This window comes from Leifsonia poae (genome assembly GCF_050632865.1).
Lineage (GTDB): Bacteria > Actinomycetota > Actinomycetes > Actinomycetales > Microbacteriaceae > Leifsonia > Leifsonia poae_B.
The window spans coordinates 943,783-966,183 of sequence record NZ_JBODSA010000001.1; the positions used below are offsets into that span (position 1 = coordinate 943,783).

A 22,401-nucleotide genomic window follows, 5' to 3' on the forward strand; every position below is an offset into this window, starting at 1 on the left:
AAGGTGGAGCGGGTGAAGGCCATCCGTCGATTTACCGTCCGCGCCGTCCTCCCCGACAACCTCTCCGCTCTGGAGGAGATCGCAGGCAACCTCCGCTGGTCCTGGCACGAGCCCACCAAGGAGCTGTTCGCCCGCATCTCGCCCGAGCTGTGGCAGCAGGTCAGACACGATCCGATCGCCCTTCTCGGCGCGGTGGAGCCCTCGCGGCTCGCCGAGCTCGCGGGCGACCAGGGCTACGTCGACTGGGCGAACCACATCCGCGACGACCTCCGCGCGTACCTCAGCGAGCCGCGCTGGTACCAGTCGCTGGGCGAGGGCGCGCCCAAGACCATCGCCTACTTCTCGCCGGAATTCGGCATCGCCGCCACGCTGCCCCAGTACTCCGGCGGCCTCGGCATCCTCGCCGGCGACCACCTGAAGGCGGCCAGTGACCTCGGGGTGCCGATCGTCGCCGCCGGGCTCTTCTACCGCTCCGGCTATTTCTCCCAGGCGATCACGCCGGACGGCTGGCAGCTGGAGAGCTACCCGGTGCTCGATCCTGACGGCCTGCCGCTCAGCGTCCTCCGCAATCCGGACGGCACGCCGGTGCAGATCTCGCTGGCCCTGCCGGATGGCGTGCTGCACGCGCGCGTCTGGCAGGCTGCCGTCGGACGCGTGAAGCTGCTCCTGCTCGACACCGACATCCCCGACAACGAGGAGCGCCTGCGCTCGGTCACCGACCGTCTGTACGGCGGCGGCGGCGAGCACCGCCTGCTGCAGGAGCTGCTGCTCGGCATCGGCGGCGTGCGCGCCGTGAAGGCGTGGACCGAGCTGACCGGCGCGCCCGAGGCGGAGGTGTTCCACACCAACGAGGGCCATGCGGGCTTCCTCGGGCTGGAGCGCATCTCCGACCTGATCGGCGAAGGGCTCACCTTCGACCAGGCGCTGCAGGTCGTGCGTGCGGGCACCGTGTTCACGACGCACACGCCGGTCCCCGCGGGCATCGACCGGTTCGACAGGCCGCTGGTCCAGCGGTACTTCTCCACCTCGCTCCTTCCGGGCGTGTCCGTGGATCAGGTGCTCCCGCTCGGCGCGGAGGACTACCCGGGCGGCTCTCCGGACGTCTTCAACATGGCCGTCATGGGCCTCCGGCTCGGCCAGCACGCGAACGGCGTCTCGAAGCTGCACGGCGACGTGTCCCGCCACATGTTCAACGGCCTCTACCCGGGCTTCGACCCGCAGGAGGTGCCGATCGATTCGGTCACCAACGGCGTCCACGCGCCGACCTGGACCGACCCGATGCTGCGCGCGCTCGCCCTGGAGCGGCTGGGCACCGAGGACACGACACACGCCGACTGGGCGAACAGCGGCGCGGTCAGTGACCTCGACCTGTGGGGCGTGCGCAACCGGATGCGCGAGCAGCTGGTGCAGGACGCCCGCCGCCGCCTCGAGCGCGCATGGGAGGAGCAGAACCCCGGCGGCATCGCGCCCGCGTGGATGGACGACCTGCTCGACCCGAACGTCCTCACCATCGGCTTCGCGCGCCGCGTCCCCACCTACAAGCGTCTGACGCTGATGCTGCACGACCCCGACCGGCTGCGCCGCATCCTCACCGACCCGAAGCGGCCGGTCCAGTTCGTGATCGCGGGCAAGTCGCATCCCGCCGACGACGAAGGCAAGCGCCTCATCCAGAAGCTGGTGCAGTTCGCGTCGGAGGCCGACATCCGGCAGCGGATGGTGTTCCTCCCGGACTACGACATCGGCATGGCCCAGCTGCTCTACCCGGGCACCGACGTCTGGCTGAACAACCCGCTGCGGCCGCTCGAGGCGTGCGGCACGTCCGGCATGAAGGCGGCGCTGAACGGCGCGCTCAACCTGTCGATCCTCGACGGCTGGTGGAACGAGTTCTACGACGGCGAGAACGGCTGGGCGATCCCGTCGGCGGACGCCGCCGGGGACGGCGCAGAGCGCGACGCGCTCGAGGCCGAGGCGATGTACGACCTCATCGAGCACCAGATCGCCCCGCGGTTCTACGACCGTGACGGTGACGGCGTTCCGACCGCGTGGATCGCGCGCATCCGGCACACGCTCGCGACCCTTTCCGCGCCGCTGTCGGCTGAGCGGATGGTGCGCGAGTACGTGGAGCGCCTGTATGTGCCCGCCGCCTCCTACGAGGACCGGCTGACCGAGGACGACTTCGCCGAGGCGCGTTCGCTCGCCGACTGGAAGGCGAAGGTCGAGGCGGCGTGGCCGGGCGTCAACGTCGCGCACGTCGACGCGGGAGGTGTGGATGCGGTGCCGCAGGTGGGCGACGAGCTGCACGTCCGCGCGCTGGTCCACCTGAACGGGCTCGACCCGTCGGACGTCGAGGTGCAGGTCGTCTACGGGCGCAGCCACGACGACGAGCTGACCGACACCCGCCAGCAGGCGCTCACGGTCGACACCTCGGTGCCCGGGACGCACGATGCAACGGTCGCGCACGAGTTCGTGGGTACCGTCCGCCTGGCCTGGGCAGGTTCCTTCGGCTACACCGTCCGGGTCGTCCCCGTGAACGACCTGCTCCTCACCCCCGCCGAGCTGGGCCTGGTCACCACCGCCTCCTGACCCCGCCATCGAGTCCGCAAAGACTGCACGCGACACGTCGGGGGAGCGTGCACTCTTTGCGGACTCGGCGGTCGGCGGCGGCCGTCAGCGGGTGAAGCGCAGGACGGGGACGGTCGTGGCGCCGAGGGTGTGCGTGGAGGTCGCGCCGTCGGGGGCGAAGCCGTTGCGGCGGTAGAACGACTCGGCGCGGGCGTTGCCCTCCATGACCCAGAGGTACGCGGGGGAGTCGCCCACCGCGGCGTCGAGGAGCTGCTGGCCGGCTCCGGAGCCGTACGCGGACGCGACGAGGTAGATGCCCTCCAGCTCGCGCGGACGCGGTGGGTCGTCGTCGCGGCCGGGTCCTGCCGTCGCCCAGCCGACGATCTCCCCGTCGCGCTCGGCGACGAACGCGTCGGTCACGCCGTCGACCACGATGCGCTCCCAGTTGGCGGCGAAGCGCGCCTCGTCGAGCCCGTCCAAGAAGTCGGCGGCGAGCCGTCCGGCGTACGCCTCCCGCCATCCCGTGACGTGCACGCGAGCGATGCCCGCCGCATCCGCGACCGTCGCCCGGCGGACCATGATCTCGCCGGTCATTTCGCGATCGCCGCGTAGGAGCCGCCGGTCGCCGTCAGCAGGTCTCCGGGCGCCAGCTCGATGTCGAAGCCGCGCTTGCCGCCCGACACGAACACGGTGTCGAACAGCTGCGCGGTCTCGTCCACGACCGTCGGATGCGCGGTCTTCTGCCCGACCGGGCTGATGCCGCCCACGACGTACCCGGTGCGGCGCTCCGCGACCGCCGGGTCCGCCATCGTCGCCCGCTTCGCGCCGACCGCGGCGGCGAGCGCCTTGAGGTCGAGCATCCCGGTCACCGGCACCACGCCGACCGCGAGCCCCAGGTCGGTGTCGGCCAGCAGCGTCTTGAACACACGATCGGGCTCCACGCCCAGCGCCTCCGCCGCCTCCAGCCCGAACGACGGCGCCGAGGGGTCGTGCTCGTACGGATGCGCCGCGAACGGGATGCCCGCGGCCGTCAGCGCGACCGTGGCCGGCGTCCCCGCCGCCGCCTTCGCCCGCGCCATCAGTCCTCCTCGACCCGCGGACCGTTCGCCCGGTAGAGCTGCATCGAGGTGCCGCCGACGAGCCGGGTCGTCCCGGGCGGGTACTCGGTCGCATCCTCCGGGATCGGCACCTCCGTCGAGGAGTCCCACAGCAGCTGGTACGACGTGACACCGGGCGCCGCCGGCAGCGACACCTCCACATCGTCCTCGACGCCGTGGACGATCAGCAGGATGCGGTTGAACTCCTCCGTGACCGGGGTCGACGCCGCCACGTACTGCAGAGTCCGGTTGGCGGGGAGTTCCAGTCCTCGTCGTCCATCCGCTGCCCTGTCGCGTCATACCAGTCCATGTGGCTGGCGTTCGGTGTCTCCTGGCCGGACACGGCGTAGCGGACCGGCCGCAGGGCCGGGTTGTCCCGGCGCAGCTGCAGCAGGCGTTTCGTCGTGTCGTACAGCTCCCGCTGCTCGCGGGTGCGCAGCCAGCTCAGCCAGGTCAGTTCGCTGTCCTGGCAGTAGGCGTTGTTGTTGCCGCGTTGGGAACGTCCGTACTCGTCGCCCGCGGTGATCATCGGGACGCCCGCCGAGAGCAGCAGGGTCCCCATCAGGTTCCGGATGGCCTTGGCGCGCACGAGGAGCACCGACTCGTCCGTCGTGGGCCCCTCGACACCGTGGTTGAACGAGCGGTTGTTGTCCGTCCCGTCGCGGTTGTTCTCGCCGTTGCCGAGGTTGTGCTTGACGTCGTAGGCGGTGAGGTCGGCCATGGTGAAGCCGTCGTGCGCCGTCACGAAGTTGATGGACGCGAGCGGCCCGCGCTCCGGCGAGAACGTGTTCGACGATCCCGCCAGCCGGGTCGCGAAGCCGCCGATGCCAACCGGTGCCTGCCCGTTGCGCCGGGCGTCGGCGATGTCGGCGAGCCAGAAATTGCGCACGCGGTCGCGGTAGCGGTCGTTCCACTCGGACCAGCCGTCGTGCCCGTCCGCCGGCCCGGGGAAGTTGCCGGTCTGCCAGCCGCCGAGTCCCACATCCCACGGCTCCGCGATCAGCTTCACACCCGCGAGCGCCGGGTCGGACTGGGCGGCAAGGAGCAGGGGATGGTCGCGGTGGAAGGACGCGTCGGTCCCGCGCCCAAGGGTGGCAGCGAGATCGAAGCGGAAGCCGTCGATCTGCATCTCGTTCGCCCAGTAGCGCAGCGAGTCGAGCACGAGCCGCTGCGGGACGGGGTTGCCGAAGTCGACCGTGTTGCCGCATCCCGTGACGTCGATGTACGCGCCGGTGTCGTCGTGCCGGTAGTAGGTGGCGTTGTCGATTCCGCGGAAACTGGTGCGCGGGCCGTCGTGCCCCTCCTCGGCGGTGTGGTTGTAGACCACGTCGAGGATCACCTCGATGCCGGCCAGGTGCAGGAGCTTCACCATGCCCTTGAACTCGGCGAGCACCGCCTCCGGACCCGCCGCCTGAGCGTCACGCGAGGCGTACGGGGCGTGCGGGGTGAAGAAGTTGAGGGTGTTGTAGCCCCAGTAGTTGGTGAGCCCTTCGCGGATGAGCCGCTGCTCCGACACGAACGCGTGCACCGGCAGCAGCTCGACGGCCGTCACCCCCAGATCCTTGAGGTAGCGGATGGTCGACTCGTGCGCCAGACCTGCGTAGCTGCCGCGCAGCTCCTCCGGGACCTCCGGATTCAGCCTGCTGATCCCGCGCACGTGCGCCTCGTAGATCACCGTGTGGTCCAGCGGGGTGGCGGGCTTGCGCGCTTCGCCCCAGTCGAAGCCGTCCGACACGACCACCGACCGCCAGCCGTCGGCGGCGACCCGCACCAGGCCGCGGGCGTACGGGTCGATGAGCAGCGCCTCCGGGTCGAAGGAGTTCGCGGGCGCCGTGGGGCCGGACACGCGGAGGGCGTAGCGGGTGCCGACCGTCAGCGAGCGCGAACGGCCCAGCCAGACGCCGCCTGCGTCCCGGGTCATCGGCACCGCCTTGGTCATCCAGTTCGGGTCGTGCTCGTCGAAGATGCACAACTCCATCGCATCCGCCGCTGCGGAGAACACCCGCAGCTCGCCCCCGTGCGGCCCGACGCGGACTCCCAGATTGCGCAGGGGATCGGTCGAGGTCATGCGATCTAGAGTAGTGACACACGCCTGGACCGCTGGGGAGGGCACCGTGCCGGTCTATCTCGACCATGCCGCCACCACGCCGATGCGCCCGGAGGCGATCGCCGCCTACGCCGAGGCCATGGGCGTCGTCGGCAACCCGTCGAGCATCCACAGTCAGGGCCAGCAGGCCCGGCGGATGCTCGAGGAGGCGCGCGAGACCGTCGCCGCGACCCTCGGCGCGGACCCCATCGAGGTCGTATTCACCTCCGGCGGCACCGAGGCCATCAACCTCGCCGTCAAGGGGATGTACTGGGCGCGCAACGGCGGAGCCACCCGCCCACGCATCCTCGTGCCGGGCGGCGAGCACCACGCGACCATGGACACGGTGGAATGGCTGGAGCGCGCAGAGGGCGCGCGCGCCGAGTGGCTGCCGCTCGACGCCTCCGGTCGCATCATCGTGCCGCCCACGATCGCCGGGGACGACGTCGCGCTGCTGACCTTCCTGGCGGTCAACAACGAGGTCGGGACCGTTCAGTCCGTGACGGCGCTCGCCGCAGTCGCCCACGCGGCCGGGGTGCCGGTCCATGTGGATGCCGTTGCCGCGTATGGGCATGTGCCGCTCGACTTCTCCACGCTCGGGGTGGATGCGCTCAGCGTCTCGGCGCACAAGATCGGCGGCCCGGTGGGGATCGGCGCGCTCGTGCTGAGCCGCGCGTCCACCGTCGTGCCGCTCATCCACGGCGGCGGCCAGCAGCGGCAGGTGCGCAGCGGGACGCAGGATGTGGCGGCCGCGGTGTCGTTCGCCGTCGCGGCTCGTGCGGCAGAGGCGGAGCGGGAGGCGGAGACCGCCCGGCTTGCCGCGCTGCGCGACCGGCTGATCCGCGGGATGCGGGATGTCGTGCCCGAGGCCGTGCTGAGCGGTCCGGAGCCGGGACCGGACCGCGTGGCGTCCAACGCGCACTTCACCTTCCCAGGAGCGCAGGGCGACTCGCTGCTCTTCCTGCTCGACATGGCCGGCGTGTCGGTCTCCACGGGTTCAGCGTGCACCGCGGGAATCCCCGAGCCGTCCCACGTGCTCCCGGCGATGGGCCGGAGTGAGGAGGAGGCGCGGAGCGCGCTGCGGTTCACCCTGGGCCGCACGTCCACGGAGGCGGATGTGGACGCGCTGCTCGCGGCGCTCCCCGCCGCCTACGCGCAGGCGGCGCGCGCCGGTCTCGCCGAGCGCCCGTCGCGCCTCGCCCGCTGAGAATGCCACTCCGAACGCCGGGTAGAATCGGCGGGTGAAGGTTCTGGCGGCGATGAGCGGGGAGTGGACTCCGCGGTGGCGGCGGCGCGCGCCGTCGAGGCGGGGCACGACGTGGTCGGCGTGCACCTCGCGCTGTCGCGCATGCCCGGCACGCTGCGCACCGGCAGCCGCGGCTGCTGCACGATCGAGGACTCGATGGATGCGCAGCGCGCGGCGAACATCATCGGTATCCCGTACTACGTGTGGGACTTCTCCGAGCGCTTCAAGCTCGACGTCGTCGACGACTTCATCGCCGAGTACTCCGCCGGGCGCACGCCCAACCCGTGCATGCGCTGCAACGAGCGCATTAAGTTCGCCGCCCTGCTCGAGAAGGCGCTCGACCTCGGCTTCGACGCAGTCTGCACCGGCCACTATGCGGCAATCGTGACGGATGAGGACGGCAACCGCGAGCTGCACCGCGCGAGCGCGTGGGCAAAGGACCAGTCGTATGTGCTCGGCGTGCTGACCGCCGAGCAGCTGGCGCACGCGATGTTCCCGCTCGGCGCCACGCCGTCCAAGGCCGAGGTGCGGGCCGAGGCCGCGGCGCGCGGCCTCAGCGTCGCGAACAAGCCCGACTCGCACGACATCTGCTTCATCCCCGACGGCGACACCCGCGGCTGGCTCGCCGAGCGCGTCGGCACCGCGACCGGCGACATCGTCGACCGCGAGGGCAACCGTCTCGGCTCCCATGAGGGCGCCCACGCCTACACCGTCGGCCAGCGCAAGGGTCTCAACGTCGGCTACCCGTCGCCGGACGGCCGCCCGCGTTTCGTGCTGGAGGTGCGGCCGAAGGAGAACGAGGTCGTCGTCGGCCCGCGCGAGGCGCTGGACATCGCCGAGATCGCCGGCTCCCGCTACACGTGGGCCGGGATGCCGCCCGCGGATCCTGCGACGCCGTTCGCGTGCGAGGTCCAGATCCGCGCCCACGCCGACCCGGTGCCTGCGGTGGCGTCCGTGGTGGACGGGGAGCTCGTCATCCGCCCGGACGTCCCGCTCAACGGCGTGGCGCCCGGGCAGACCGCCGTCGTGTACGTCGGCACGCGCGTTCTCGGTCAGACGACCATCGACCGCACCGTGTCTGCCGTCCCGGTCTGAGCATCGGGCCGACGCCGCCGATCCCCCCGGTGCCAGGAGCGCGCCGGACCGCTTAGGCTCCGGCCATGACAGCGGCGCGGGCGATTCGGCTGAGACGCGAGGCGTGGGGCTTCGCGATCGGCTCGCTGCTGTTCCTCGTCGGCGCGGTCCCGTCGTACCAGCGCGCCGTCGGCGGGGTGTGGACGAACACGACTTTCTTCGTCGGCGCGCTGTTCTTCACGGCCGCCGCCTTCATCCAGCTGGCGCTCAGCGGTCGGAAGCCCCGCGCCGCGGCTCGACGCGGGCGGACTGGTACGACTGGTGGGCCGCCGCCGTCCAGTTCGTCGGAACGCTGTTCTTCAACGTGAGCACGACGGAGGCGCTGATCGTCGCGCTGAACGCGCAGACCCGCGTCGGCGACGGCTGGCGTCCGGACGCGTTCGGGTCGATCTGCTTCCTCGTCGCAAGCGCCCTCGCCGTGGTGGCCACCGTCGACCGCGACCGGCTGTGGGATCCGCAGGCGCGCACCTGGCACGGCACCTGGCTCAACCTCCTCGGCTCGATCCTCTTCGGGCTGTCAGCGATCGGCGCTTACACGATCCCGGAGACCGGCGACCCGGTGAGCCTGCTTTGGGCCAATCTCGGGACGCTGCTGGGCGCCGCGTGCTTCCTCGCCGCGGCGGTGCTGAGCCGGCGGTCGATCCCTATGCGGCCGCGGCGGCGGGGCGCGGCCGCCCGGTCCGGCGTCGGAGGTGCCGATTAAGCTGGACCTGTGGCGATCGAGACGACGACCGACGACCAGCTCGCGCAAGCGCGGGCAGAGGCGCAGCAGCTGACGACGCGCATCCTGGAGCTGCGCGACGCGTACTACGAGCGCGACACGGTGCTCGTCAGCGACGAGGAGTACGACCGGATGATGCGGCGGCTCGAAGAGCTCGAGCGGCTGTATCCCGAGCTCCAGTCGCAGGACAGCCCGACGCAGACGGTCGGTGGACGCGCGCAGACCACGCTCTTCGCCCCGGTGGAGCATGCCGAGCGGATGCTGAGCCTCGACAACGTCTTCTCGATCGAGGAGTTCGAAGCGTGGGCCGCCAAGGTCGAGCGCGACGCCGGCCGGAAGGTCGACTACCTCTGCGAGCTGAAGATCGACGGGCTCGCGATCAACCTCCGCTTCGAGCGCGGCGTTCTCGTCTCGGCCGCCACGCGTGGCGACGGCGTCGTCGGCGAGGACGTCACCGAGAACATCCGCTGGATCCCGGCCATCCCGACCCGGCTCGCCACCGACGAGCCGCCCGCGCTCGTCGAGGTGCGCGGCGAGGTCTTCTTCCCGGTCGCCGAGTTCGAGGAGCTGAACGCGCACCAGCAGGAGGCCGGCGAGCGCGTGTTCGCCAATGCCCGCAACGCCGCGAGTGGATCGCTCCGTCAGAAGGCGGAGGGCAAGAACGCCGCCCAGCTCGAGCTCATGCACAATCGCCTGCGCCGCCTCCACATGCTGGTGCACGGCATCGGCGCCTGGCAGAATCCGCCCGTCGACGCGCAGTCGAAGGTCTACGAGCTCCTGCAGGGATGGGGTCTGCCCACCTCGACGCATTACCGCGTGGTCGACAGCGTCGCCAAGGTCGACGAGTTCATCGAGTACTACGGCGCCCACCGCGGCGCGGTCGAGCACGAGATCGACGGCATCGTCATCAAGGTCGACGAGCTCGCGCTGCACGACGAGCTCGGCGCGACCAGCCGCGCTCCGCGCTGGGCCATCGCCTACAAGTACCCGCCGGAGCAGGTCAACACCAAGCTCCTCGACATCGTCGTGAGCGTCGGACGCACGGGCCGGGCCACGCCATTCGCGGTGATGGAGAAGGTGCGGGTCGCCGGTTCCGAGGTGCGGCAGGCGACGCTGCACAACCAGGAGGTCGTCAAGGCCAAGGGCGTGCTGATCGGCGACACCGTGGTGCTGCGCAAGGCGGGAGACGTCATCCCCGAAGTGCTCGGCCCGGTGGTCGAGCTGCGCGATGGCACCGAGCGCGAGTTCGTGATGCCAGAGAACTGCCCGGAGTGCGGAACGCGGCTGGCGCCGGCGAAGGAGGGGGACATCGACCTCCGCTGCCCGAACGCCGAGTTCTGCCCGGCGCAGGTGCGCGGGAGGGTGGAGCACATCGGGTCCCGCGGCGCGCTCGACATCGAGGCGCTGGGGGAGGTCGCGGCCGCCGCCCTCACTCAGCCGCGGTTCCCGGAGACGCCGCCGCTCCCGACCGAGGCCGGCCTGTTCGGGCTGACGCTCGCGGACCTGTTCCCGATCGAGGTCGTCGTGCGCGATTCGGAGACCGGCCTGCCCAAGCTGACGGATTCGGGGGAGGAGAAGGTAGACACCCCGTTCCGCCGCCGGCGGCAGAAGAAGGACGGCGCGTACGACCCGGAGGCCCCCGAGTTCGACGGCAACGAGCTGTACGTTCCGTCGAAGAGCGCGGTGGAGCTGCTGAACAACCTCCAGGCCGCACGGGAGAAGCCGTTGTGGCGCATCCTGGTCGCCCTCAACATCCGTCATGTGGGGCCGGTGGCTGCGCGGGCGCTCGCGAATCACTTCGGGTCGCTCGACGCCATCCGCACGGCGTCCCGTGACGAGCTCGCGGCAGTGGACGGCGTGGGCGGCATCATCGCTGACGCGGTGCTCGCCTGGTTCGAGGTCGACTGGCACCGCGAGATCGTCGAGCGCTGGGCGGCCGACGGCGTCCAGTTCACCACCCCCGGCCACGCCGGCCCCGGCGCCGCGGACGAGGCCGGGGGAGTGCTCGCCGGCCTGACCGTGGTCGCGACCGGGTCGCTGGAGGGCTACACCCGCGAGGGAGCGCAGGAGGCGATCATCGCCGCGGGCGGGAAGGCCGCATCCAGCGTGTCCAAGAAGACCGACTTCGTGGCCGCTGGGCCGGGCGCCGGATCGAAACTCGCCAAAGCGGAGGAACTGGGCGTGCGGGTGATCGACGCGGCGCAGTTCAAGCGGTTGGTCGAGGAGGGTCCGCAGGCGCTCGAAGAGTGACGAATCCGGTCCGTCATCCGGTGGACAGTATTCGAGTTCTCCCCCGAATCGGGGGTAGAACGGCCTGCCGTCCGCCACCCATTCATGGGTAGAGTCGAGGTGTGCGCTCCCCGCGCACTGCAAGGGCTTAGCTCGCTCGCTCTCGGAGGGACCCGGACGGAGTGCTGGTCGGCTTTGCAGCTGTCTTCACCGTGACCTCGGTCGTCTCCGGACTGACCGGGGCCTTTGTCATGCCCGCGGAGAACGCTCCCACAACGTCCATCAGTGCCTACGCGGCTGCTCCCGCGTCCATCTCCGGACCGGTCTCCGACGTCCCGTCCGCGCCGAACGGAGGGGGCGCCGCCATGTCGGTGCTCGGCGCCGTGTCGGGCATCGACGCGTCGGCGCTCCCCGGCTTCCTCGACGCCAACCGGGCCAAGCTGGAGTCGCTGTTGCGGCAGTCTCCGGCCCCCGCCGACGTGGAGCGCGTCTGGCCGCTCATCGACCCCGCGAAGCAGAAGCTTCTGGTGGAGGCCGCGCCGCACGTGGTCGGCAACCTCGAGGGCGTGCCCTACGCGGTCCGCGGCACGGCGAACGCGCTCGACCTGAAGCAGACCATCAGCAGCGTGACCCGCACGCTGAAGACCGAGCACGGCCGGACGCAGCGTGTGGCCCTGCAGCGCCAGCTCGAAACCCTCGACAACGTGAAGAAGGCCCTGGCCAAGAAGGACGGCGTCAAGCGCACCCTGGTCAGCCTCGACCCCTCCGCCGACGCCAAGGCCTCCATCGTGGTCGGCGACCTGAGCACAGCGGCGTACGTAAGCGTCCTCGTACCCGGCATGTACATGTCCGTCGGCGAGCAGATCGAGTCGTGGGCGCAGGTCGCGCAGGAGCAGTACGAACTCCAGACCGGCTTCCTCCAGCGGATGCTCGGCCCGCGCGGCAACGGCGGCGCGCCGGGTGTGGCCGTTGTCGCCTGGATCGGCTACCAGACGCCGGTCCTCACGAACATCGGCGGCACGACCCTCGCCACGCAGGGCGCGGACAGCCTGGAGCGCACGCTCGTCGGCATCCGGGCCCTCCGGAGCGCGAACCAGCCGCACCTCAGCCTGTTCGCCCACTCGTACGGATCGACCGCGGCGCTGATGGCGCTGGAACGGCACACGGTCACGGTGGACTCGCTGGCGCTGATGGGCTCGCCCGGCAGTCCCGCCCAGTCCGTCGCCGGACTCTCCGTGACCGGCGGCGACGTCTTCGTCGGCGAGGCGCCGATGGACCCTATCGTCAACAGCGCGTTCTTCGGCAGCGACCCGGGATCGCCCGGCTACGGCGCGAAGCCGATGGGCGTCGGCGGCGCGACCGACCCGCTCACGCACGAGAAGCTGGCCGGGTCCTCCGGCCACAATGAGTACTTCACCGCCGGCACCGAGTGCATGCGCAACCTCGCGGTGATCGGCATCGACCGCGGCGACCTCGTCATCGCGGGCGGCAGCGGCTCGGGCGGCAGCGGGTCCGATCGCACCACCCAGGCGGCCTCGCGCTGATCCGGCCCGTCCCGCGGCGATGTCGGCGGCGGCACCCATAATGGATGGGATGCGACCCCACGAGGACGATCCCGCCGAGCCCGACCGGGCCGAGCCCGACCGGGCCGAGGAGCAGCGCGGCGCGAGCCGCCGGGCGTTCCTCAAGGGCGCCGGTCTTGTCGCCGCGGGTGCGGTCGCCGGAGGCGCGGCCGGGGGAGCGGCCGGCGCGGCGATCGGCGGCGCAGCAGGAGCGACGTCGCCCACGGCCGACGAATCCGGTGAGCAGTACCCGCCGCTCCCGCCGCGCGGTGATGGACCGGGATTCGACCACCTCGTCGTGCTCATGTACGAGAACCGCTCGTTCGACAACCTCCTCGGGCACCTCTACGACGAGGAGACGCTGCCGAAGGGCAAGCGGTTCGAGGGCCTGGCGTTCGGCGATTACAGCAACCCCGACCCCGCCGGCGGCCCGGACATCCCGGCGCACGCCTACCAGGGCACGACCGACTTCGTCATGCGCCAGCCGTCGCCCGACCCGGGCGAGGTCTACCCGCACGTCAACACGCAGCTCTACGAGGTGGTCGATCCGCCGTCGAACGCCGACGCTCGGCTGCCGCAGATGCTCCCGCCGTACAACGCGCCGAAGCCGGGCGCGAAGCCCACCATGCGCGGGTTCGTGCGCGACTACATCGGCGTCCTCCGCAAGGACACCGGGCGGGAGCCGGTGGTGGACGACTACCGCCGCATCATGGGCGGCTTCACGCCGGACATGCTGCCGGTGTTCTCGACGCTGGCACGGCAGTTCGCGGTGTACGACGACTGGCACTGCGCCGTGCCGTCCCAGACCTTCTGCAACCGCTCGTTCTTCCACGCGTCCACCTCGCACGGGTACGTCGACAACGGGGGCGCCGAGGGGCTTCGCAAGTGGTTCGACCCGAAGAACGACGCGCCCACGATCTTCAACCGGCTCGAGGAGGCGGGGCGCAGCTGGCGCGTCTACTACGACGACCGCCAGCTCTTCTCGCTGACCGGCTTCATCCACGCGCCGGTGCTCGAGCCCTACTGGAAGACGCACTTCCGGACGATGTCGCAGTTCTACGTCGACGTCGCCGAGGGCACCCTCCCGGACTACGCGTTCGTGGAGCCACGTCTGCTGTACGACCACAACGACATGCACCCGCCGGGCGGCCCGATGACCGCGGAGGAGATCTCGGGTGAGGTGGTCGTCGGCGGCGCGATCTCGGACGTCCGGGCGGGCGACCTGCTGCTGCACCGCGTGTACTCGGCGATCCGCGAGTCCCGCAGCGCGAAGGGCTCCAACGCGCTCAACACGATGCTGCTGGTGACCTTCGACGAGCACGGCGGCACGTACGACCACGTCGCGCCGGGTGCGGCGACGCCGCCGGACGACAGCGGCCCAGGGGAGAACGGGTTCGGCTTCGACCGGCTCGGCGTGCGCGTCCCCGCGATCGCGATCTCCGCGTACACGGAGCGCAACACGATCATCCACGAGGAGATGCACCACTCGGCGGTCGTGGCGACGCTGGCGAAGAAGTACCGGCTGAAGCATCTCACCGAGCGCGATCGCGGCGCGCGGACGATCGAGAACGCGATCAACCGAAGCGCACCGCGGCAGCCCGGAACGTGGCCGGACACGCACCCGCAGTACCTGCCGGCGAACCCCGAGGCGGACGCGCCGGCGCCGCAGGACGAGGACCGTCCCCTGAGCCCGCCCGGCGTCGGGCTGGTCGGGCTGCTCATGGCCCGTTACGGGCCGCCCGGTGCGAAGGTACCCGTCACCTACAAGGAGGCGTACCAAGCGGTCAACGGACTGGGGCGCGGGCTGTTCGGCTCGTCCTAGAATCGTCAGTGGGCCTTTCGCACTCGCGACCACGCCCGTTCATCATGCCTATCCCACGGAGACGCACCTTGTCTGAAACCAGCGCAGGCGACATCACCGCCGAACAGGTCGCGCACCTGGCGAACCTCGCCCGGATCGACCTCAGCCCGGAAGAGCTCGAGAGCCTGACGAAGGAGCTCGGCCAGATCGTCGAGTCCGTCGCCAAGGTCCAGGAGGTGGCCGGCCCCGACGTCCCCGCCACCAGCCACCCGATGCCGCTCACGAACGTGTTCCGCGCCGACGAGGTGCGGCCGTCGCTGACCGTCGAGCAGGCGCTCTCCGGCGCCCCCGACCGTGAGGGCGACCGCTTCAAGGTCGCCACCATCCTGGACGAGGAGTAAGCCATGACCGACCTGACCCGGATCAGCGCCTCCGCGCTCGCCGACAAGCTGGCCTCGCGCGAGGTGTCCTCCGAGGAGGCCGTGCGCGCCCACCTCGACCGCATCGAGGCGGTCGACGCCGACGTGCACGCGTTCCTCCACGTCGCCGGCGAGAAGGCGCTCCGCACCGCCGCCGAGATCGACGGCCGCCGCGCCGCGGGCGACCCGCTCGGCCCGCTCGCCGGCGTCCCGATCGCGATCAAGGACGTCCTCGCCACCGAGGACATGCCCTCCACCTCCGGATCGAAGATCCTCGAGGGCTGGCTCCCGCCGTACGACGCCACCGTCGTCCGCAAGCTGCGCGAGGCCGACCTGGTGCCGCTCGGCAAGACGAACATGGACGAATTCGCCATGGGCTCGTCCACCGAGCACTCGGCGTACGGGCCGACCCGCAACCCGTGGGACCTGGAGCGCATCCCGGGTGGATCGGGCGGAGGCTCGGCCGCGGCCGTGTCCGCCTTCGAGGTACCGCTCGCCCTCGGCTCCGACACCGGCGGCTCGATCCGCCAGCCCGCCGCGGTGACCGGCTCGGTCGGCGTCAAGCCCACGTACGGCGGCGTCAGCCGCTATGGCGCGATCGCGCTCGCCAGCTCGCTCGACCAGGTCGGTCCGGTGTCCCGCAGCGTCCTCGACGCGGGGCTCCTGCACGACGTCATCGCCGGGCACGACCCGTTCGACTCCACGTCGCTGACCGACACGTGGCCGTCGATGGCGGACGCCGCGCGCGCCGGGCAGCGCGAGGGCGCGCTCAAGGGCGTCCGCGTCGGCGTCATCCGCGAGATCGCGGGCGACGGCTTCCAGACGGGCGTGAAGCAGCGGTTCGACGAGTCCCTGGCCCTGCTCGAGTCGGCCGGAGCCGAGATCGTCGAGGTCAGCGCTCCGAGCTTCGAGTACGCGGTCGCCGCGTACTACCTGATCCTCCCGGCCGAGGCGTCCAGCAACCTGGCGCGTTTCGACTCCGTGCGGTTCGGCCTCCGCGTCGACCCCGCCGAGGGCCCCGTGACGGTCGAGCGCGTGATGGCCGCCACCCGCGACGCCGGGTTCGGCCCCGAGGTCAAGCGCCGCATCATCCTCGGCACCTACGCGCTGAGCGCCGGCTACTACGACGCCTACTACGGCAGCGCGCAGAAGGTGCGCACGCTCATCCAGCGCGACTTCCAGTCCGCGTTCGAGCGGGTGGACGTGCTGGTCAGCCCGAGCGCGCCGACCACCGCCTTCAAGCTGGGCGAGAAGATCGACGACCCGATGGCGATGTACCTGAACGACATCACCACCATCCCGGCGAATCTCGCCGGGATCCCCGGTATGGGGCTGCCGATCGGGCTCGCGCCCGAGGACGGCCTGCCCGTCGGGATGCAGCTGATGGCGCCCGCCCGCGCGGACGCCCGCCTCTACACCTTCGGTGCGGCGCTCGAGCGCCTGCTGGAGGAGCAGTGGGGCGGATCGCTGCTGAGCCAGGCGCCGGATCTGAGCGCCACCGAGATGTTCGCGAGTGAAGAGGGAGCCGTCTGATGGCCACCGCCACCAAGGCCGAGTTGATGGATTACGACAAGGCCCTCGAACTGTTCGAGCCCGTGCTCGGCTTCGAGGTTCACGTCGAGCTGAACACCAAGACCAAGATGTTCTGCGGCTGCGCCAACGAGTTCGGCTCCGGCGCAAACACGAACACCTGCCCGACCTGCCTGGGCCTCCCCGGCGGTCTGCCGCAGGTCAACGAGAAGGCGATCGAGTCGAGCATCCGCCTGGGCCTCGCCCTCGGCTGCGACATCGCCGAGTCGAGCCGCTTCGCGCGCAAGAACTACTTCTACCCGGACCTCGCGAAGGACTTCCAGACCTCGCAGTACGACGAGCCGATCGCCCATGACGGCTCGATCACCATCGAGCTGGAGAACGGCCGCGAGCTCACCATCGAGATCGAGCGCGCGCACATGGAGGAGGACGCCGGCAAGCTGACGCACGTCGGCGGCGCCACCGGCCGCATCCAGGGCGCGGACTACTCGCTCGTCGACTTCAACCGCGGCGGTGTCCCGCTGGTCGAGATCGTCACCAAGATCATCGAGGGCGCCGAAGCGGACGCGCCCGAGGTCGGCCGCACCTACGTGCGCGCCATCCGCGACATCGTGAAGGCGCTCGGCGTCTCCAACGCGCGCATGGAGGAGGGCAACGTCCGCTGCGACGCGAACGTCTCGCTCCGCCGCCGTGGCTCCTCGGAGCTCGGCACGCGCACCGAGACCAAGAACGTCAACTCGCTGCGCTCGATCGAGCGTGCGGTGCGGTACGAGATCCAGCGTCAGGCGGCCATTTTGGAGGCGGGCGGCACCATCGTGCAGGAGACCCGCCACTGGCATGAAGACACGGGGACGACGAGCGCCGGCCGTCCGAAGTCGGACGCGGACGACTACCGCTACTTCCCGGAGCCCGACCTCGTGCCGGTCGCCCCGAGCCGCGAGTGGGTGGAGGAACTGCGCGGCACGCTGCCGGAGCAGCCGGCCGCCCGCCGCAAGCGCCTCGCCGCCGACTGGGGCTTCACGGCGCTCGAGTTCCAGGACATCGCCAACGCCGACCTGCTCGACGAGGTCGAGGCCACGGTCGCCGCCGGCGCGTCGCCCGCCGCCGCGCGCAAGTGGTGGACGGGCGAGATCGCCCGCCTCGCGAACGCGCAGAACGTGCCGGCCGGCACGCTGGTCAGCCCGCAGCACGTCGCCGAGCTCGCCGCACTGGTCGACGCAGGCACCCTCACCGACCGCCTGGCGCGCCAGGTGCTCGAGGGCGTCATCGCCGGCGAGGGCCGCCCGCAGGAGGTCGTCGAGGCCCGCGGACTCGCGGTCGTGTCCGACGACGGCGCGCTGATCGCCGCGATCGACGAGGCGCTGGCCGCCCAGCCGGACGTGCTCGCGAAGATCCGCGACGGCAAGGTGCAGGCCGCCGGCGCGGTCATCGGCGCGGTGATGAAGGCGATGCGCGGCCAGGCCGACGCGGCCCGCGTGCGCGAGCTGGTGCTGGAGCGGGCGGGCAGCGCCGAATAGCGTTTGCTCGCTCCCAGGCTCCGCGTGCAGAGTAGCGGTATGGGCGTCTTCACTCTCGGCGGTCTCACGACCGCACCCGCATCCTCCCGCACCGACCTGCTCGCGCCGTCGACCCTCCAGACACTGGAAGCGCTCGGCTGGCTGGATGAGGTGGGCGTGGTCGAGATCGACCCCGACATCTCCGACACGGCGGCGACCCGCGACGAGTTCGGGCTCGACGCGTCCAACCTGGCGAACTGCGTCGTCGTCGGCGGCAAGCGCGAGGGGGTCGAGCGGATCGCCGCGTGCGTCGTCCTCTCGACCACCCGTGCCGACGTCAACAACACCGTCAAGCGCCTCTTGGACGTGCGCAAGGCGTCCTTCCTGCCGATGGACCGCGCGGTCGAGCTGACCGGGATGGAGTACGGCGGCATCACGCCGATCGGACTCCCCGTGGGTTGGCCGGTGCTGGTGGACGCACGCGTCGCCGACGAGGAGGTCGTGATCATCGGCTCCGGGGCGCGCCGGTCCAAGATCCTGCTGCCGGGACGCCTGATCGCCTCGCTGCCCGACGCCCAGCTCATCGAGGGACTGGGCCTGGAAGCGGCGGGATGAGCGGACCCACCGCGGTCGACCGCGTCCTCACGCCCCTCCGCACGCGGCTGATCGAGACCCTGGCCGGGCGCTCCGACGAGGTGCCCGCCTGGGTGCTCCGACTGGAGGACGGTGAGGACGAGGGCTTCTTCGCACCGGACAGCGCCGCCTGGGCGGTGCACGGCGGGATGCCGACCCTGGTCGCGGGCGTGCGTGCCCTGCTCCTGCAGGCGCTGCATCCCGGAGCCTTGGCGGGCGTGCGCGACCACTCGCGCTTCCGCGAGGACCCGCTCGGCCGGCTCGCCGGGACCATCCAGTGGATCCACACCGTCACCTTCGGCAGCCGAGGTCAGGCGGTCGCGGGGTCGGAGATGGTCCGCTCGCTGCATCGCCGCGTGGTCGGCACATACGTCGACGGCCACGGCGTGGAGCGGCCGTACTCCGCCAACGACCCGGACCTCGCGCGCTGGGTGCACCTCGCCTTCACGGACGCCTTCCTCACCGCGCACGAACAATGGGGCGACCCCATCCCGGGCGGTGCCGACGGCTACATCGCCGAGTGGGCGATCGCGGCGGAGCTGATGGGCGTCGAGAACCCGCCGCGCAGCGCCGCGGAGCTGCGCGCGGAGATCGACGCGATCACCGACGCGGGGAGCTGCGCGGCGGCCCGGAGGTGGAGGAGATCGTGCGGTTCATCCGCCAGGCTCCACTGCGGAGGATGCTGCGGCCGTCGTACCGGATCGTGTTCCGCGCCGCCGTGTCCACCCTGGAGCCGCGGCACCGCGACCTGCTCGGGCTGCCGCCGACCCGCGCCGAACGCCTCCTGCCGCTCCATGCGGCGACGGGGCTGGTGCTCCGCGGGTCCCGCGTCCTGCTCGGTCCTCAGACGCAGGCCGAACTCGCCGCGCGACGCCGGCTGGCGCGGCTCGCAGCGTCCTGACCGATGGGGCAGGATGAGGTCATGCACGACGACGTGACCGACCGCACCCGCACCGTCACCTGGCAGGACCCGGCTCCCGGGGTGGCCGTCATGCCGACGGTCAGCGGGCTCGACTACCTGCGCTCGATGCTCCGCGGCGAACTGCCGCCGCCTCCCATCACCGAGCTGATGCGGATGACGCTGGTCGCGGCCGATCCCGGTACGGCCACCTTCGTCTGCGAGCCCGACGAGTCGCACTACAATCCGATCGGGACCGTCCACGGCGGGCTGGTCTGCACGCTGCTCGACTCGGCGCTCGGCTGCGCGGTGCAGACGACGCTGCCGCAGGGGCAGGGCTACACCTCGATCGAGATCAAGGTGAATTACCTGCGCCCGGTCTACGCCCACACCGGGCAGCTGACCTGCGTCGCGACGGTGACGAAGCCCGGCAACCGGGTCGCCTTCGCGGACGGTGTGGTCACCGACGCGTCCGGCAAGACGGTCGCGACCGCGACGGGTTCGCTTCTCGTCTTCCCGATCGGAAGCTAGCTACTTCGCCTGGTCGGCGAGCAGCAGGTCACGCACCTTGCGGCGGATGACCTTGCCGACGATCGACCGGGGCAGCTCGTCCACCTGGTAGACGTGCTTCGGCACCTTGTACGGCGTGAGGCAGTCGCGGCCGTACGCGCGGATGGCCTCTTCGTCGAACGAGGCGCCCTTCTCCATGACGACGGCGGCGACGACGTCCTCGCCGCCGCGGCGGTGGGGAAGGCCGACCACGGCGACGTCGGCGACGCCCGGGAAGGAGCGCAGCGCATCCTCGACCTCGGTCGGGGAGACGTTGAAGCCGCCTGTGACGATGAGCTCCTTGATCCGGTCGACGATGCGGACGAAGCCGTCCTCGTCCATCGTCACGATGTCACCGGTGCGGAACCAGCCGTCGGCGGTGAGCACCTTCGCCGTCTCGTCCGGCTTGCGCCAGTAGCCCGAGAACACCTGCGGTCCGCGCGCCAGGAGCTCGCCCTCCTCGCCGAAGGGACGGTCGACCGTCGGGTCGTCCGGGTCGGCGACGCGCAGCTCGGTACTCGGCAACGGCAGGCCGACAGTGCCGGGCTTGCGGGTCGCGCCGACCGGGTTCGCCATCAGAACCGGGGAGCACTCCGAGAGGCCGTAGCCCTCGACGAGGTAGCCGCCGGTCTTCTCCTCCCAGAGGTCGACGATGCCCTGAGGCAGACTCATCGCGCCCGAGATGGCGATCTCGATGCCGGAGAGGGACACCTTGCGCTTCTCCGCCGCCTGCACCAGCCGCTCGTAGATCGGCGGCACCGCGGGTAGGAAGGTCGCGGGATGCTTCTTGACCACATCCAGCACCAGGTCCGGGTCGAACTTCGGGAACAGCACCAGGCGTGCGCCCATGCTCATCGCGAAGGTGAGGCAGAGGGTGAGGCCGTAGGCGTGGAAGAGCGGCAGCACGGCGTAGACGACGGAGGAGCCGCGCTCGATGGTCGGCACCCAGGCGCGGGACTGCGCAGCGTTGACGTTGAGGTTCGCGTGGCTGAGCATCGCGCCTTTGGGCAAGCCCGTCGTGCCCGACGTGTACTGGATGAGCGCGAGGTCGTCGCGCTCGGGTCGCGGGTACGAGGCCTTCAGCTTGCGGGAGGCGACCACCGTGTCCCAGAGGATGGTTCCGGTCACCTTTGCGGTCAGCTGCTCGCGCGCCGTGCGCGCCGCCTTCACCGGGAGGCGCAGTGCGAACCGCTTGGAGGCGGGCATGGCCCGGGTCAGGTCCACCGAGATGACGGTCTTCACGCCCAGGTCGGACGGGAGTTCTTGGACCGTCTTGGCGACCTTGTCCCACACGATCGCGACGGTCGCACCGTGGTCTTCGAACTGGTGCCGGAGCTCGCGCGGCGTGTAGAGCGGGTTGTGCTCGACCACGACCGCGCCGAGGCGCAGCACGGCGTAGAAGGCGGCGACGTGCTGCGGGCAGTTCGGCAGCACGAGGGCGACCCGGTCGCCCTTGGAGACGCCGAGCTTGCGGAGGCCTTCCGCCGCGCGGGCGATCTGCTCGCCCAGCTCGGCGTAGGTGGTCGTGGCGCCGAAGAACTCCAGCGCGACGTGCTTGCCGTACGTCTTCACCGACTCGTCGATGAGGTGGGGGAGCGAGCCCTCCGGCACCTTGACCTCGGCGGGCACGCCCGGTGCGTAGCCGTGCACCCACGGCTTGGCGCTGTACGGGGACTGGTCGCTCGTCACGTCGCTGGTCACGCGCAAAGCCTACGCGGAGGCGGTCGCCGCCCGCACCGCATCGTCGATCGGGGTGTCCCCGGAGACGACCTCCCACTGGTGGCCGACCGTCGCGGGCTCGTGCAGCACGAGCGCGATGAGGCGGGCGACGTCCTCCCGCGCGATGCTGCCGCGCGGGACGCTGTCGCCGAGCTGGATGCGGCCGGTGCCCTCGTCCATCGTGAGGCCGCCCGGACGGAGGATGGTCCACTCCAGCCCCGACTCGCGCAGCACCGCGTCGGCGTCGCGCTTCGCCTCGACATAGGCCTTCCAGACCGGATCGGCGTCGTCGACCGGTGCGTCGACGCCCCACGCCGAGACCTGGACGAAGCGGCGGATGCCCGCCTGCTTCGCCGCCTCCTGGGCCTTCACCGATCCGCCGTAGTCGACGGTGCGCTTCCGCTCGATGCCCGAGCCCGCCCCCGCGCCCGCGGTGAACACGACGGCGTCGCAGCCCGCGATCGCCGCGGCCAGCGCGTCTGCGTCCGACTTCTCGATGTCGAGCAGGACGCCCTCGCCGCCGAGGCGGTAGACGTCGTCGGCATGCTCGTCGTTCCGGACGACGCCGACGAAGTCGTCGCCGAGGTCGTAGAGCACCCGCATGAGCTGCTGGGCGACTTTTCCGTGGGCACCGATGATCGCGACTCGAGTCATGCCTCCATCCTTCCACCGCTCGCATGCCGCTCGGGGATGATGAGGAGATCCGGCGCGACACGCGT

At 71.2% G+C, this 22,401-nt stretch carries 16 protein-coding genes and 3 pseudogenes; 14 read left to right on the forward strand and 5 right to left on the reverse strand.

Translation table 11 applies throughout. The annotated features are described in order from the left end of the window. Positions 1-12 precede the first annotated feature (12 nt). Positions 13-2,583 (forward strand): alpha-glucan family phosphorylase, encoded by a 2,571-nt coding sequence (glgP, locus tag ACRAWB_RS04715; RefSeq protein WP_431352273.1) that lies wholly within the window; start codon positions 13-15, stop codon positions 2,581-2,583. Positions 2,584-2,667: 84 nt separating this feature from the next. Here glgP and ACRAWB_RS04720 read toward each other — a convergent pair whose 3' ends face one another. The 3 genes and pseudogenes from ACRAWB_RS04720 to glgX form a co-directional block, all read right to left on the reverse strand. After that, positions 2,668-3,156: an N-acetyltransferase family protein gene (locus tag ACRAWB_RS04720; protein WP_431352274.1), complete on the reverse strand. Its 489-nt coding sequence runs from the start codon at positions 3,154-3,156 to the stop codon at positions 2,668-2,670. Continuing rightward, positions 3,153-3,641 carry a Cys-tRNA(Pro) deacylase gene (gene ybaK, locus ACRAWB_RS04725; protein ID WP_431352275.1) on the reverse strand — a complete coding sequence of 163 codons (489 nt, stop codon included), beginning with the start codon at positions 3,639-3,641 and terminating at the stop codon, positions 3,153-3,155. The genes ACRAWB_RS04720 and ybaK overlap by 4 nt, the downstream gene beginning before the upstream one ends. Continuing rightward, a pseudogene (gene glgX / locus ACRAWB_RS04730) lies at positions 3,641-5,727 on the reverse strand (glycogen debranching protein GlgX). The gene ybaK and the pseudogene glgX overlap by 1 nt, the downstream one beginning before the upstream one ends. Positions 5,728-5,773: 46 nt before the next feature. Here glgX and ACRAWB_RS04735 point away from each other — a divergent pair. The 13 genes and pseudogenes from ACRAWB_RS04735 (at position 5,774) to ACRAWB_RS04795 (ending at position 19,945) form a co-directional block, all read left to right on the forward strand. Then, positions 5,774-6,952 carry a cysteine desulfurase family protein gene (locus ACRAWB_RS04735; protein WP_431352276.1) on the forward strand — a complete coding sequence of 393 codons (1,179 nt, stop codon included), beginning with the start codon at positions 5,774-5,776 and terminating at the stop codon, positions 6,950-6,952. 34 nt (positions 6,953-6,986) lie between these two features. Beyond that, positions 6,987-8,086, forward strand: a pseudogene (mnmA, locus tag ACRAWB_RS04740) (tRNA 2-thiouridine(34) synthase MnmA). Positions 8,087-8,151: 65 nt separating this feature from the next. Continuing rightward, entirely contained in the window at positions 8,152-8,433 is a 282-nt protein-coding gene (locus ACRAWB_RS04745; RefSeq protein WP_431352277.1) for a hypothetical protein, read from the forward strand. Further along, positions 8,430-8,828, forward strand: coding sequence for a YrhK family protein (locus tag ACRAWB_RS04750; RefSeq protein ID WP_431352278.1), 399 nt, complete (start codon positions 8,430-8,432; stop codon positions 8,826-8,828). The genes ACRAWB_RS04745 and ACRAWB_RS04750 overlap by 4 nt, the downstream gene beginning before the upstream one ends. Positions 8,829-8,837: 9 nt before the next feature. Continuing rightward, entirely contained in the window at positions 8,838-11,096 is a 2,259-nt protein-coding gene (gene ligA, locus ACRAWB_RS04755) for an NAD-dependent DNA ligase LigA (RefSeq protein ID WP_431352279.1), read from the forward strand. Positions 11,097-11,326: 230 nt separating this feature from the next. Next, positions 11,327-12,619, forward strand: a complete 1,293-nt coding sequence (locus tag ACRAWB_RS04760; RefSeq protein ID WP_431352280.1) for an alpha/beta hydrolase — start codon at positions 11,327-11,329, stop codon at positions 12,617-12,619. Between the two features lie 49 nt (positions 12,620-12,668). Continuing rightward, positions 12,669-14,459, forward strand: coding sequence for an alkaline phosphatase family protein (locus ACRAWB_RS04765; protein WP_431352281.1), 1,791 nt, complete (start codon positions 12,669-12,671; stop codon positions 14,457-14,459). Positions 14,460-14,527: 68 nt separating this feature from the next. Beyond that, positions 14,528-14,839, forward strand: a complete 312-nt coding sequence (gatC, locus tag ACRAWB_RS04770) for an Asp-tRNA(Asn)/Glu-tRNA(Gln) amidotransferase subunit GatC (protein ID WP_100059395.1) — start codon at positions 14,528-14,530, stop codon at positions 14,837-14,839. Between the two features lie 3 nt (positions 14,840-14,842). Further along, positions 14,843-16,390: an Asp-tRNA(Asn)/Glu-tRNA(Gln) amidotransferase subunit GatA gene (gene gatA / locus ACRAWB_RS04775; protein ID WP_431352282.1), complete on the forward strand. Its 1,548-nt coding sequence runs from the start codon at positions 14,843-14,845 to the stop codon at positions 16,388-16,390. Then, positions 16,390-17,904 (forward strand): Asp-tRNA(Asn)/Glu-tRNA(Gln) amidotransferase subunit GatB, encoded by a 1,515-nt coding sequence (gene gatB / locus ACRAWB_RS04780; RefSeq protein ID WP_431352283.1) that lies wholly within the window; start codon positions 16,390-16,392, stop codon positions 17,902-17,904. Before gatA ends, gatB begins: the two co-directional genes overlap by 1 nt. 39 nt (positions 17,905-17,943) lie before the next feature. Next, positions 17,944-18,498: a YbaK/EbsC family protein gene (locus tag ACRAWB_RS04785; RefSeq protein WP_431352284.1), complete on the forward strand. Its 555-nt coding sequence runs from the start codon at positions 17,944-17,946 to the stop codon at positions 18,496-18,498. Further along, a pseudogene (locus ACRAWB_RS04790) lies at positions 18,495-19,417 on the forward strand (oxygenase MpaB family protein). The gene ACRAWB_RS04785 and the pseudogene ACRAWB_RS04790 overlap by 4 nt, the downstream one beginning before the upstream one ends. A gap of 21 nt (positions 19,418-19,438) precedes the next feature. Then, positions 19,439-19,945: a PaaI family thioesterase gene (locus ACRAWB_RS04795; protein ID WP_431352285.1), complete on the forward strand. Its 507-nt coding sequence runs from the start codon at positions 19,439-19,441 to the stop codon at positions 19,943-19,945. Here ACRAWB_RS04795 and ACRAWB_RS04800 read toward each other — a convergent pair whose 3' ends face one another. Together ACRAWB_RS04800 and ACRAWB_RS04805 are read right to left on the reverse strand one after the other, a co-directional pair. Continuing rightward, on the reverse strand, positions 19,946-21,664 hold the full coding sequence (locus tag ACRAWB_RS04800; protein WP_431352286.1) for a long-chain-fatty-acid--CoA ligase: 1,719 nt from the start codon (positions 21,662-21,664) through the stop codon (positions 19,946-19,948). Positions 21,665-21,673: 9 nt separating this feature from the next. Further along, on the reverse strand, positions 21,674-22,336 hold the full coding sequence (locus ACRAWB_RS04805) for an SDR family oxidoreductase (RefSeq protein ID WP_431352287.1): 663 nt from the start codon (positions 22,334-22,336) through the stop codon (positions 21,674-21,676). Positions 22,337-22,401 lie beyond the last annotated feature (65 nt).